Raw genomic sequence first — 13729 nt, forward strand, 5'->3', positions numbered from 1 at the left:
TTTTTGTCAATAAAAATAACCTACTGAAAGAGAGAAAGCATGTTGGCTTGCAGAAGTACTGAGTCCGTAGTCATAGTACCCACCTACAAACCAGTGTTCATTTATATCAATTGCATAGCCAATACCAACTGTTTGAATAGGAGGAATACTTTTATAAATGCTTTCGTTAAATGTATAAGATAGTGTATATGTTTTTTTAAAATCTATTTTATGTGCAAATTTTATATCAAAAGCTTGAGTATCTTGATATAAAATAGATTGAAAATCTGAATCATTTACGGCGGTATAGCTATAGCCCCCAAAAAGAGAGTTTGTATCATCTAAGATATAGCGAAAATCAAATCCGAATTTATAGTCCAGTGCTTCATTGTGATAGATATTTTTGTATGTAGGGAAAATAAGAGCAGTTAAAAAATTTAAATGAAAAAAATCAGTTGAGTACAATTGATGAAAAACAGTAAAAGTAGTGTCATCCCATCCACTGTCATAGTCTTCTTCTACTTTAGAGTAGTACCGAGAAGCTACTATTTGTAGCGTTGTTTTGTCAAAATAAAAATCACTTTGTATATAGGATGTGATGGTATTTGTTTTTTCTTGTAAAGTGTAATTTGTCTGAGAAAATCCCATTCCAAAAACAATATCATAGTGGAACATTTGTGAGTTGGTATTTAAACTACACCCTTTGAAGTCAACCAAATCACTAAGAGGCGTTTGTAGGCATTGGTCATATGCGTCTTCTACACCGTCAATGTCATTATCAATATATGCTAAACCTAATGTAGCAGTTATAAAGAAAATGAACAGCAGTATCTTCATTTTTTGCCACCTTGGTATTTTGGTTGTGCCGATTGCATACCTCTTTGTTGCATATTTCTCATGCCTGTAGAACTATTTTGATTCATCCTGTGTTCAAAATAATTTTGATTTGTGCCTGTCTCTTTTTTTAGTGTTTCTTGAAGTGTTTCAATAGCATTTCCTCTTTCATGTTCGTTCATAGCCGCAATTTTTTCTTTGAGACTATTCATCATCTCAACTCTCTCTCTTGGTGTGGCTTCCTTTAGCGCTTCTATCTGTTTATTTATGTCATCTGCATTACTAAAAACTACCGATAATAGTAAAAATGTCACCTTATAGAATTGCTTATGCATTTTGCTTCCTTATAATATTTTTTAAATCAAGTGTAAACACACTCCCTTTTAAGATTTCACTCTCAAGTTTGATGGTGATTTTAAGAGCGTCGCAAAACTTTTTGACGATGTGCAAACCGATACCCATACCTCTGTCTTGCTCTTTGTAAAATCTCTCAAAAACCATTTTTGGATTTTTTATCCCCTTGCCGCTATCTTGAATCTTTAGCGTTTTGCTCTTTGCATCACTTTGCACCTTTACAAAACCGTCTATTTTGTTGTATTTTGCAGCATTGCTTAAAATATTATCAACAATACGCACTATAGCATCATGATTTGCTTCAAGTAAAAATGTTGTTCCCTCAAGCGAAAAAACGATGTTTGGGTAAAGCTTTTCAAAGAGTAAAATCCTCTCTTTTAAAAGTTTTAAAAGGTCAATCTCCTCTTTTTGGTAAGTATGCCCCTCAAGATAACTTCGCAAATTATCCCCAAGTGATGCGATTGTGTCTATACCTTGAGAGATTCTTTTGATTTTTTTCTCATCACCGTTCATAATATGTAAAAGGCTTAGGTTAAGACGCAGAACCGCAAGTGGTGTGCCCAGATCATGGAGTATGTCACGGCTAAACTCTTCTGTTAGGTGCAGTGCATTTCTTAATGGACGCAGTGCATAAAGCGAAAAAAGCAATGAAAGCACGAGAAGAGCAACAAGTGCCAAAAGATACTGTTTTAAAACTGTAACTTTCATATCTTGAAGAAATTTTTGGTATTTTTCTCTCTCAAGGCTAAATTTGAGCGCATATTTCTCATTTTTAGGAATGGAGAAGTAGGCAAAAAGCTCTCCTTGCTCTTCCATCAAATGGTAAAGTTTTGTTGGTTCAAGTTCTACAAAATCAAAGAGGTACTCTTCACATTTGAGCGTATAACTGCACAGCTGCATCTCTGTATATACCTTCTCTTGAAACTCATGTGTTAGTTTCAAATAGAACAGATAGGCAAGTATTGCGCTTAAAAGAGACAAAGAGAGAAAGAAGACTCCAAAGCTCTTAAAAAACGATTCACTCTCAGCTCTTCTCAATGCGGTACCCTATGCCACGAATATTTATAATTTCCCATTCTGTAGTTGATTTTAGTTTATTTATAGCCACACGTAGTGCGCTCTCGCTGGGATGTTCCATCACATCAAAAAGAGACTCTTTGCTTAGTATTCTACCTATATTTGTGATAAAAAGCTTCAAAAGGGGAAGTTGGACATCTCCTAAAGAGAGAAATTTTCCATCTTTTTTTATCTCGTCATTTTTTGGGTTATAACTGATTTTTCCATAGGAGAGAAGTACCTGCTTTTTTAAAAACCTTGCTTCAAGGCGCAAAAGCAACTCTTGCGGATAAAACGGTTTTTTTATATAGTCATCCGCTCCGATACGAAAACCTTTTGCCATGGCACTAATATCTGTCATAGCGCTTATGAAAAAGGCAGGTGTCGTATCATTGGCGTTGCGGAGTTGTTCAAGCAGATCGAAACCGTTTATCTGTGGTACATTTATATCAAAAATGTAGAGATCATATCTCTTTTGCCACGATGCCTCACAAGCCGCATCACCATCCATAACCCAATCAACCTCATACCCACTCTCAAGCAACATCTCGTGAATAGTTTCACCAAGAATGGTATCGTCTTCTAAAAGTAAAATAGCCGTTTTCTTCTCCTTGTACTCACAGCTACTTACGCATAAAGATCAAGTATATTTTCTGATGTTGCTTCAGGCTTTTTGTAATTTGCTAACAAATCAGTAAGCGTCTGTGAAAGATCTTCAGAAGATAATGCAGCTGTATCAATAGCTGCCATCTCCGTTTTTAAAGATTGGCGATCTTGTGGTGACAATAAAGAGAGTTCTTCGCGAAAAGATGCTCTTTGATCTTGAGGTAAAGATTGCATAATCTCTTTCATTTGACCGCCGCCTTGACCGCCGCCGCTTCCATCCATTGCTCTTGTTTGCATTTGATACATCTGTTGTGATGAACTTACTTGCATCTGTTTCTCCTGTGTTTAAAATAGTATATTTGCTAGTTTTTCTAGCCAAATCTCAAAGTAATTTAAGGACATTATCTGCCACCTCTATACTGTTTACCTCCACCACCGCCACTTCCACCACCTTGACGCATTTGTGAGCCTGTTCCATCTTGCGCTCCAGATTTGCTCTGGCGCATACTGCTTGACGCTGTTTGTCTCTCCTCTGGGCTGAGTGATTGCATACGAGACTGCATTTCACTTTGAAATGCACTGCGGTCAGCTTCTGCTACACTTCCCCTAGAGGATTGAAGCTCCTCTAGCGTCATAGTACTATAATCAGTAGCATAAATAGCAACAGTGCTCAAAAACATAAAAGCAAACTTTTTCATCTTCATTCCTTTGTTTGTGTCAGATGATGAAACTATAAACTTTTTGCGTTAGCAGAGTGTTAGCGATACTAAAATAACGCTATTTATTTGTCGAAATACCAAAAATAGCTGCGAGTTCAGCTATGTTTACTTTCATAGTTGTTGCTTGTGCGCTCATCTCTTCACTTGCAGCAGCACTCTCTTCAGAGTTGCTAGCAATTACCTGTGTTACAGAATCAACTTGATTCATCGCTACGCCTAGCTGGTTGATGCCGCTTGCTTGTTCTTTAGAAGCAATAGCAATTTCTCCTACGATATCGCCTGTCTTTTTAACTTTGTCTAAAATCTCAACAAACGCTTTGTTTGTCTGCTCTGTAATGAGGTTTCCTTTACGAACATCCTCTATAGATTTTTCGATGATAGCCGCTGTATCTTTTGCTGCTGTTGCACTTCTTTGTGCAAGGTTTCTTACCTCTTCTGCAACAACTGCAAATCCAAGACCATGTTCGCCTGCACGTGCCGCTTCAACTGCCGCATTAAGTGCAAGAAGATTTGTTTGAAATGCAATCTCATCGATAGTTTTAATGATGTTAGAGATTTTTCTTGAACTCTCATTTATCTCTTCCATAGAAGTACTTAACTCTCTAATATGCTCATACCCCATTTTAGCCGCTTCATTTGCATCACGTCCGAGCATATCTGCTTCTCTTGCATTTTCAGAGTTTTGATCAATGGTCGCTTTTATCTCTGTAAGAGAACTGGTAATCTCCTCTACTGACGCCGCTTGTTCTTGTGCTCCCTCTGCTAGTTGTTGGCTTGAAGAACTTACTTGATTTGCCGCGCTTGCTACTTGTTCTGCTGATTCATTTACGTTAGTTACTGAGACTACAACCTGCTTGGTGATAGAGTTTGCTAAAAAAACTGCTATTACAACAATAATCAGTATAAAAAACCCTCCCATTATTAAAGCTGACATAAGCAACGCTTCTACAGGTTCATTGACCTCTTTAAAATCAATTTCACTCAAAATTGCCCAGCGTATATCTTTGATATCTATAAAATCGTAAGAGCTTAAAACCGTACCACCGTTATAATCAGTAGTGATAAAAGTTCCTTTTTTGCCATCTAAAGCAGCTTTGGCGGCATCTGTTCTCACACTTCCTTGTGATGGATTTGCAAAAGATGCTCTTAAAGAGTGGTTTTTCGGATCTAAGTAGCTATCACTTCTCATAAGATAGTCTTTACCTACAAGATAAGTTTCTCCACTTTTTCCAAGACCTTCTCTTTTATTTGTGATGTCATTGATTTTTTGATCTGATATTTGAATCGCTATTATGGAAATAATAGTTCCATTTTCATCTTTTACGGGTGTTCCGATAAACATAGCAGGTTCACCCTTAGAAGGGGTGTAACTTGCCATATCGACTATCTGCGCTTCTTGCGTATCAACAATTTTTTTCCAAAGTTTTCCAAGCCCTTCATCTTTTAGATTTCCAGAACTTAAATTTGCTCCTAAATCTGACTCTTTTGCAGCAGAATACATTACATGACCATGTTTTGCACATATGACAAATAAATCATAGTATCCATAAGCTTTCAAATAATCCTGAAAAAAAGAATCATATTTTTTATGAATGACTTGAACTTCATTGTGATGCGTTGGAAATTTTTCAGTAGCACCTGTTTGAAGGTTATTGTGTGCATGAATCAAATCTTTGCTGAGATGGATGGTGTTTGTGTTTTTTGATGCAATAGTCAAATCGGAAAATCTGTAGAGAAAAAACTGTATGAGAGGGTTTTTCTTATTTCCATTTACAGATTCAAGTTTTGCAAAAGCTTCTTGGTTAAGTGCACTTTGTGCGTCAAAATAAGATTTTACTCCCATTGCTAAGAAAGGTATGATCCCTATAAGCAACATAATCGCTACTAGTTTCTTTTTAAATGTCATTTTTTGCTCCTCAAAAACGAAATGATATTGAAAAAGTGTCGCGGAAGTGTCGCGATGAAAAAAATAATACGATTTTATCCCCTTATTTATGCCCTAATCAAAACAAAATTACAAAAAAATAAAAAAAATGTCTTTACCGCGACACTTCCGCGACACTTTTTTTATACGATTGCATTTACGAAAATAAAGATTGGATGAAAAGATGAGTATTGTCAGAGAGTTAAGGAATTTTGCAAAAAATCTTACCGTTATGATCGTTGAAGATGATAAGCAGTTAAACGAGGAGATTGTAAACCTCGCCGAGCTTTTTTTTAAGGATGTTTCTTTCGCCTACAACGGTATAGAAGCACTTGAAATTTATAAACACAATCCAGCTGATATCGTTATTACAGATATTACTATGCCTAAGATGGATGGTGTCGTGCTGAGTAAAAAACTAAAAGAGATCAATGAAAATCAAGATATTGTTATCATCTCTGCGCATAGAGATATGGAGTTTCTTGTCAAGTTGGTTGATATAGGCATCAAACAGCTTGTTTATAAACCTTTTGACCATCAAGAGCTTATATATAGACTTCTTCGCGTATGTGAAGACAAAGTGCTTTCACTCTCACTGCATACCAACGTGAGTGTTGCAGAACCAAAACCTGCTTTGCAAAAAAGTGTTTTGCCTAAAAGCAACAGTGTCAGTCAAAAAGAAAAAACGGCTCTTTTAGATATCTCTGATGATATGAGTTATGAGATAGAGTATTTGATAGAGCTCGGAGATGAGCTTGAGCATGAAATTGACAATTTGTATTATGGTGTGAATGCGCAGAGTATAGAGATGATAGCATCCTTGCTTTCAAAAATCTATACAACTCTTTCACAAATGGGTGCAACGGCAAATATCGCTGTTGTTATTTATGAGATGTCCAATTTTTTAAGCAGTATTCACTTAGATACTTTGACAAAAGAACAAAAAGAGAAATTTGTCATTATGAAGTATATTGGAGAAGATATTGTGCAGTTTATCTCATCCGCATTTATCACGCAAGAGTTAAGCAATATCTCTCTTATTGAAAACTCTCTTCGTGCTTCTTTGGAACAGTTAAAACAAAATGTTTTTAACGGGTTTCTTATAGAAGAAGATTTGGAACTATTTTAGGAGGTATGGATGACGATTTTTAAAGAGTTGCGCTCATACGCAAAAACATTAACACTCCTTGTAGTCGAAGATGACAGATTTTTAAATGAGGAGCTTAGCTCTCTTGCAACGCTTCTTTTTAAAAATGTGAGAACCGCATACGATGGAGCAGAGGCGCTTGCCATATATAAAGAAGAGACGATAGATATAGTCCTGAGTGATATCACAATGCCCGATATGGATGGAATCGAACTTTGCAAAAAAATCAAAGTGCTCAACCCAGACCAAGATATCATCATCCTCTCCGCGCATAATGAAGTGGAGTATTTTGTAGAGCTTATAGATATCGGAGTGCGCCAGTTTGTGCATAAACCATTTAAAGATGAAGAGTTTTTGTACAGACTGTTAAAGGTTTGTGAAAATGTTGCGCTTGCTAAGTTTTATGCACAAGAACAGCAAGAAGAAACAAAAGAGTTGGAAAAAGATGTTCCCTGCAAAATAGTAGAGAAACCTACACAGAGTGCCGCATCTGTTCTTGCAAAAAAACAGTTAAGCAGCAAAAAATTTCTTAACCAGATACAGCAAGATGCAACGTGGAACCTTGTATCAGATGATATCACTACGCTTATAGAGATAAGTGATGATTTTGAAGTCTATATTAACCAGATTTATGAAGGGGAACTTACTCATAAGCTTCTTGTAAATATGAGTTTTTTACTCAAAAAAATGCAAACCATTCTCTCTCAAATCCAGATAATGCGTGAGATGGCAGCACTCTTTTTAGAACTTGCAGAGTTTATGCAAGAGGTTGATTTTGACGCTCTTGGCGATGAACAAAAGCAGAAATTTAAAATGCTTGAATTTATCTATGATGATATAGCGCGTTTTGTGCAGACGGTTTTTGTTTATAAAGACACTATCGACATCCATTATCTCAAAGATTCATTAAAGAGCTCGATAGAGCAGCTTAAGATTGCGGTCTTAAATGCACCTTTTGAAGAGGAGGAGTTTGAACTATTTTAAATAAACACAAAACAAAAAGAACAAAAAATTTAATTTAAAGGAAAAAAATGTCAAAAAAAGTAGTGTTTGTAGATGATAGTAAAGCGGTTTTAGCTTCTGTTGAACTCGCAGTTGAAGATTTGGTTGCAAATGGCAGTATAGCATTTAGCACTTTTTCAAATCCTGCTGAGTTTTTGGATAGGGTTGTAGCTGGAGATGTGGATTATGATCTTCTTTTTACAGATATCAATATGCCGCAGATGAGCGGTTTGGAGCTAGCACAAAAACTCAAAGCCATAGCATCTGTGCGCCAAAAGCCCATTTTAGCGCTTACTACTGAAAATTCGGCTGAGATAAAACAAGCCGGTAAAGAGATAGGTATCGCTGGATGGGTTGTTAAGCCTTTTAGCAATGACAAAATTGTTATAGCGATTCAAAAAGTTTTGGGACTGTAGTATGGCAGCAAACCAAAGAACAGCGCAAAAGAGCAAACTTGCCGCTTCAAGCGCACAAAAATATCTCTCTTTTGAGATAAGCGGCGAGACGTACGCCATCGAGATTTTAGATGTAAAAGAGATTATCGCGATGATGAAATTTACGAAAGTTCCTAAAATGCCTGATTTTGTCAAAGGTGTTATCAACTTGAGAGGTTTAGTCATTCCTATCATAGATATCAGAGCTAAGTTTGACCTTCAAGAGATGGAGTACAACGAGCGAACCACTATCATCATAGGTATAGTCGATGGCAGTCTCATCGGCTTTATCGTTGACAAAACGGCAGATGTACTCAACATCACAGAAGAGGAGATGGCGGAGCCGCCGAAGTTTGGTACTGCCATTGATACTACTTTTTTAAAGTCTATGGCAAAAACAAACAGCGGTGTAGTGATGATAGTCAACTTAAAGCAAATCTTTTCACAAGATGAGTTAAGCAGTGTAAAACAACTAGAACAAATAATAGAGGAGTAAAAAATGAAAATGACATTTACGCAAAAACTGGCGATGATAATCACCATACTGGTAGTTGTGGCTTCAGCCATAGCTTTTTTTGGGATACGAGGTGCAGGAAGCATCAATGATAGCTTAAATGAGTTAGTGGATGGGGATGCAAAGAAAGTTGTACTTTCACAAAAAATCCAAATCAATCTTGTAGAGATGCAAAGAGCTGAAAAAAACATGATTTTAGCATCTACCCAAGAAGAAATGAGTGCTTTTGAAAAAAATTTCAATAAAGCTAAAGATAGTCTCTTAAAAGCAACAGCAGAGCTTCGTGAAATTGTAAGACCAGAAAGTAGAGCAGCTATGGATAATTTCAAGAAAGATGTAGATGCATATATAGAAGTCAACAAACAAGTATCAGCACTTACAATGGCTAATACCAATGTAAAAGCAAAAGAGAAATTAAACGGAGATGCAAGAAAGCAGTTTTTACTTGTAGAGAAATATACAGGCGAGATGAAAGAGAGTATGATACAAGAACTTGAGAAAAAGCTCGATGCCAACTCTAAAAAAACACTTCAAGCTTTTTATGCAGCTACTAAAATCGAATCCAACATGATTCGCGCTATTCGTGATGCTTCAAGGGTGATTTTAGCTGAGGATGAAGCTGAAATGCAAGGATGGGTTGACAATTCCCATAAATTTATCAAAGAGGTTGATGAGGAGCTTCAAGAGCTGAGAAAAGTTATACCAAACGAATTTTTGGGACTTTTGAACAAAGTAGAAGAGTCTGTAGATGCATTTAAAGATATTCAAAATACCGTTTTAACACTCGGAGTGCAAAACTCAAACCAAAAAGCGTCTACACTCTCCGCAGGAAAGGCAAGAGAGCTTATTGATTCCTCAAGAACATTGATTAATAAAATTGCAGATGACAACGAAGAGTCTATGAACAAAGCCAAAGTACAATCTGATGAAGTTTATGCTGATATCAGAAATATGAACATTAGTGTCGCGCTAGGCGGTATCTTGCTAGCGGTAATCATAGCGTTTTTTATGGTAAGACAGATTATGAGTCTTATCACATCTGGTGTGAACACTGTAAATGACGGTGCAGAACAAGTAGCAAGCGCGGCAAATCAAGTAAGTTCTTCAAGCCAACAACTAGCAGAGGGAGCACAAGAACAAGCGGCATCAGTAGAGGAGATTACAAGTTCTCTTACAGAGATAAAAGCGACCATTGATCAAAACTCTGAAAATGCAAGAGAAGCAGATATGCTCGGACGTGATGCAAATGAAGCGGCTAAAATGGGGTATGAGCATATTAGAGAGTTAAGTACTTCTATGGAAGAGATAAATGAGAGTTCAAGAAAAATCTCTAACATCATTAAAACTATCGATGAGATTGCATTTCAAACAAATCTTCTTGCACTTAATGCGGCAGTTGAAGCGGCACGTGCAGGTGAACATGGTCTTGGATTTGCAGTTGTTGCAGAAGAGGTAAGAAACCTTGCACAAAGAAGTGCAACAGCAGCAAAAGATACAGCGGCTATCATCGAAAAATCTATAGAGGATGTTCGTAAAGGAAACCTCATTACAGAGCAGACAAACAAAGCGTTTGTTGAGATTTTAGACAAAGTCAAAAAGACAGGCGATATCGTAGGAGAAATTGCGATTGCTTCTAAAGAACAAGCAAGCGGCATTAACCAGCTAGGCGTAGCGATGAATCAAGTTGATTCTGTAACACAGGTAATTGCTAGCAACTCTGAAGAGAGTGCTGCTGCAAGTGAAGAGATGAGCGCACAAGCAACAACTATGAAAGTAAACATAGCTGAACTCGCAGCTATTTTTGGTATTTCGACAAGCGGTATGCATATGGCAAAGTCTGTTTTACACCACCAGCCAAAAATGGCAAGTAAAAGTCCCGTAAAAGGTTTTTCTGCTAAAGGGTTCCAAATGCAGCAACAACCTCAAAAGAAACCATCTGAAATCTTGCCTTTAGATGATGATGATCTCAAAGAGTTTTAGTTATGCAGATAGTAGATGGAGTGCTAAACATCGATGCGAAGATAGATAATGAGCAAATCACTCTTTTATCAAAAATGATTTTGCAACAGATAGAACAGGTTAAAGAGATTTGTGTTGATGCAAGTAACGGTGTTGCATCAAGTGCACTTTTCTCTCTTTTGGCTTCTGTTAAAAAAACAGCTCCACATATCCACATCGCTCTTTTAGAGGGCGATGTGGCACAAATAGAGGGCATCGGCAAGATGTCCATCGACATACGAGGGTAAAATGAACAAACATGACAGAGTAATGGAGATATTTTTAAATGAATGCAAAGAGATACTTGAAGAGATTGCACCCAAATTTTTAAGTCTCGAAGAGACTCCTAATGATAAAGATCTCATTAACGATATCTTTCGTGGAGTGCATACGCTCAAAGGCAATGCGAACTCTTTTGGATTTGTAAAACTCGGTGAGTTTGTCCACCACTTTGAAGATTTGCTCTCTTTGTATCGTAAAGAAGAAAATGTGCTTCAAGCAAGCGATGCGGATCTTTTTATACGCTCTTTTGACATCGTAGGAACGGTATTTAACTACGAAGAAGAGGGGTTGGATGGGTACCCTCCCCACTATTATGAGATACTAGATGAGATAAAAAAAGCGCTTGATTTTCAAGAAAAGGGAGCCGAGAGATCGTATGAAACGCTTGTAAGCACTACTTCTTACTCGCATGAGGCTAAGGAGAGTGATGTGACGCAAATGATGATGCGCTATGCTCCTTTGGATAAAGAGGTGCTTGATGGGAAAAAAGTGTATGAAGTGAAGATGACCTTAGATAGCGATATCTATCTTCGAGGCTATAACCATCAGATATTTTTTAAACTGCTTGGCGCTCTTGGAGAGATTATCTACACGCACTACAGCATAGATGCAAACATAGTCCCACTTGAGGCATTTAATACTGAAGTTTCTTATATCAAAACTTTAACGCTCTATCTTTTAACACAAAAAGATGAGATGGATATAGCTGATGTTTTTGAGTTTATAGCAGAGGAGCATGAGGTTTGCATTAGTATTGTTCCTGTAGAAGCGCTTCAAAAAAGCCTTGAAACTTCAAAAATAGAGCAAGTCGAAGAAAAAGAGGTACATAACCAAAGCGCACTTAAAACAAGTGACAAAGCAAAAAGTTCTATTCGTGTTGAGTCTGCAAAACTTGATGAACTCTTTGATTCGATAGGCGAACTTGTCATCGCACAGAGCTATATCAGCCAAAATGAGCAGATTCGCTCCATAAACAACAATGAGCTCAACGGTTATCTTGAGATGCTTACAAAGTCAACACGTATTATCCAAAACAAGGTGATGAGCCTTAGAATGGTTCCCATCAAAGATACATTTTTGAAGATGAAACGGGTTGTGCGTGATGTAAGTATGAAAACTCACAAAGAGATAGAGCTTCATGTAAGCGGAGAAGATACAGAGATAGATAAAACTATGGTGGACAAACTCTCTGAGCCGCTTATCCATTTGTTAAGAAACTCTGTTGACCATGGCATCGAAGCAGATGTAAATGCCAGAGAAGCAGCAGCAAAAGAGCCACGAGGCAATATCTACCTCAGTGCTTCACATAAAGGAAGCTCTTTTGTCATAGAGATACGTGATGATGGAAGAGGTGTAGATACAAAAAGCATACTTCAAAAAGCCATCGAAAAAGGGTTTGCAAAAGAGGGCGTGAACTACTCTGCCGATGAGATTATAAGTTTCTTGTTTTGTGCAGGTTTTTCTACTGCTGCAAGCATTACTGACATCAGCGGCAGGGGAGTTGGACTTGACGCTGTAAAGCAGTCCATAGAAGAGATGCGTGGGAAGATAACAGTAGAGAGTGAACTTGGGGTTGGCACCTCTTTTAAGATTATTTTACCTTTAACACTTGCTATCATCGATGGGCTTAACATTCAAGTAGAAGATGAGATGTTCATCGTTCCGACACTCTCTGTCGTTGAGTCATTTAGTCCGGCTGTTGAGGATGTACATCAAGTGAAAGGAAAAGGCGAGTTTATAAACTATCGCGGTGAGATACTTCCTATCGTACGTTTAAATTTACTTCTTAACTTAAGCCAAAACAGAACCCCGCTAGAGGAGTCCACTTTTATCTGTATAGACCATGAAAAGGGAAGATACATCTTGCAGGTAAACGAACTCTTAGGGCGTCAGCAGGTTGTTATCAAATCGCTTGGCGTGCTAAGCAGTAATGTAAAAGAGATTTCGGGTGCGGCGATTTTAGGCAGTGGCAACATCGCGCTTATCCTTAACACAGAGGGCATTAGAGAACACCTTGATTCGGGAGAAAATATATGAATATGAGTGCATACGATATCTCAAAATCAGAGTTTGAGGCTCTGAGCGAACTTGTTTACAGGGAGATAGGTATTCACCTTGCAGAGCACAAGATTATGCTTGTGCGAAGCAGACTCTCTAAAAGACTAAGAACATTGGGGTTGAACAGTTTCAGAGAGTATATGGAGTATCTCAAGGGTGATTCATCCGGTGAAGAGATGATTATGCTCATCAATGAGATAAGCACAAACGTCACTAGTTTTTTTAGAGAACCTTCACAATGGGATTTTTTGGAAAAAGAGATACATAAGTATGAAGCCAAAGAGAAAAAAGTGCTGCGTATCTGGTCGGCGGCATGTTCAAGCGGTCAAGAACCTTACACTATAGCTATCTTTTTACTCTCGATACTCAAAAATCCACAAGAGTGGGATATCAAGATTTTAGCAACAGATATTTCTGAAAATATTTTGAAAAAAGCCATAGAGGGATGCTACTCATCAGCAGATATAGGCGCGCTTCCTAAAAATATGCTTCTGAAGTTTTTTGATAAAAAAAGTGTTTCTACAAGGCAGGGAACAGAGATGTTTTACGAGATAAAACCTTTTGTAAAATCGATGATTACATTTAGGAGTTTTAACCTTGTCTATGGAGACTATGCAAAAATTCCTCCAAAATTTGACATGATTTTTTGTCGTAATGTAATGATCTATTTTGACAAAGAGACAAAAGAGGGTGTTGTTAAAAACCTTAGTTCAAAAATTCTCAAAGATGGCTACTTTTTCATAGGGCATTCTGAGAGTTTAGTAACCATGAAAGATGGAATTTTAAAACTTTCAAAACCATCCATCTATAAAAAACAGTAAA

At 37.4% G+C, this 13729-nt stretch carries 15 protein-coding genes; 8 read left to right on the forward strand and 7 right to left on the reverse strand.

Annotated features, from left to right (window positions below):
- Window positions 1-6: 6 nt before the first annotated feature.
- From AC6H4V_RS05210 to AC6H4V_RS05240, 7 genes are all read right to left on the reverse strand, one after another.
- On the reverse strand, window positions 7-816 hold the full coding sequence (locus AC6H4V_RS05210; RefSeq protein WP_497607757.1) for a hypothetical protein: 810 nt from the start codon (window positions 814-816) through the stop codon (window positions 7-9).
- Window positions 813-1148 (reverse strand): hypothetical protein, encoded by a 336-nt coding sequence (locus AC6H4V_RS05215; protein WP_497607758.1) that lies wholly within the window; start codon window positions 1146-1148, stop codon window positions 813-815. Before AC6H4V_RS05215 ends, AC6H4V_RS05210 begins: the two co-directional genes overlap by 4 nt.
- Window positions 1141-2205, reverse strand: a complete 1065-nt coding sequence (locus AC6H4V_RS05220; protein ID WP_497607759.1) for a sensor histidine kinase — start codon at window positions 2203-2205, stop codon at window positions 1141-1143. Before AC6H4V_RS05220 ends, AC6H4V_RS05215 begins: the two co-directional genes overlap by 8 nt.
- Window positions 2192-2818, reverse strand: coding sequence for a response regulator transcription factor (locus tag AC6H4V_RS05225; protein WP_497607911.1), 627 nt, complete (start codon window positions 2816-2818; stop codon window positions 2192-2194). Before AC6H4V_RS05225 ends, AC6H4V_RS05220 begins: the two co-directional genes overlap by 14 nt.
- 32 nt (window positions 2819-2850) lie before the next feature.
- A complete protein-coding gene (locus tag AC6H4V_RS05230; RefSeq protein ID WP_497607760.1) occupies window positions 2851-3159 on the reverse strand; it encodes a hypothetical protein in 309 nt (102 codons plus the stop codon).
- A gap of 71 nt (window positions 3160-3230) precedes the next feature.
- A complete protein-coding gene (locus tag AC6H4V_RS05235) occupies window positions 3231-3527 on the reverse strand; it encodes a hypothetical protein (RefSeq protein WP_497607761.1) in 297 nt (98 codons plus the stop codon).
- A 79-nt stretch (window positions 3528-3606) separates the two neighbouring features.
- Entirely contained in the window at window positions 3607-5454 is a 1848-nt protein-coding gene (locus AC6H4V_RS05240) for a methyl-accepting chemotaxis protein (RefSeq protein WP_497607762.1), read from the reverse strand.
- 202 nt (window positions 5455-5656) lie between these two features.
- On the opposite strand from AC6H4V_RS05240, the gene AC6H4V_RS05245 reads away from it, so the two are divergent.
- The 8 genes from AC6H4V_RS05245 to AC6H4V_RS05280 are packed head-to-tail and all read left to right on the forward strand — an operon-like array spanning window position 5657 to window position 13728.
- Window positions 5657-6601 (forward strand): response regulator transcription factor, encoded by a 945-nt coding sequence (locus AC6H4V_RS05245; RefSeq protein WP_497607763.1) that lies wholly within the window; start codon window positions 5657-5659, stop codon window positions 6599-6601.
- A 9-nt stretch (window positions 6602-6610) separates the two neighbouring features.
- The gene (locus AC6H4V_RS05250) at window positions 6611-7603 is read left to right on the forward strand and encodes a response regulator (RefSeq protein ID WP_497607764.1); all 993 of its coding nucleotides are present in this window, start codon (window positions 6611-6613) and stop codon (window positions 7601-7603) included.
- A 47-nt stretch (window positions 7604-7650) separates the two neighbouring features.
- Complete coding sequence (locus tag AC6H4V_RS05255) at window positions 7651-8037, forward strand: response regulator (RefSeq protein WP_497607765.1); 387 nt, start codon at window positions 7651-7653, stop codon at window positions 8035-8037.
- Window position 8038: 1 nt separating this feature from the next.
- Entirely contained in the window at window positions 8039-8551 is a 513-nt protein-coding gene (locus AC6H4V_RS05260; RefSeq protein ID WP_497607766.1) for a chemotaxis protein CheW, read from the forward strand.
- A 3-nt stretch (window positions 8552-8554) separates the two neighbouring features.
- Entirely contained in the window at window positions 8555-10549 is a 1995-nt protein-coding gene (locus tag AC6H4V_RS05265) for a HAMP domain-containing methyl-accepting chemotaxis protein (RefSeq protein ID WP_497607767.1), read from the forward strand.
- 2 nt (window positions 10550-10551) lie between these two features.
- Window positions 10552-10815, forward strand: coding sequence for a hypothetical protein (locus AC6H4V_RS05270; RefSeq protein ID WP_497607768.1), 264 nt, complete (start codon window positions 10552-10554; stop codon window positions 10813-10815).
- A gap of 1 nt (window position 10816) precedes the next feature.
- Entirely contained in the window at window positions 10817-12886 is a 2070-nt protein-coding gene (locus AC6H4V_RS05275; RefSeq protein ID WP_497607769.1) for a chemotaxis protein CheA, read from the forward strand.
- A complete protein-coding gene (locus AC6H4V_RS05280) occupies window positions 12883-13728 on the forward strand; it encodes a CheR family methyltransferase (RefSeq protein WP_497607770.1) in 846 nt (281 codons plus the stop codon). Before AC6H4V_RS05275 ends, AC6H4V_RS05280 begins: the two co-directional genes overlap by 4 nt.
- Window position 13729: the final 1 nt, after the last annotated feature.

It is taken from the genome of Sulfurimonas lacustris (genome assembly GCF_059705355.1).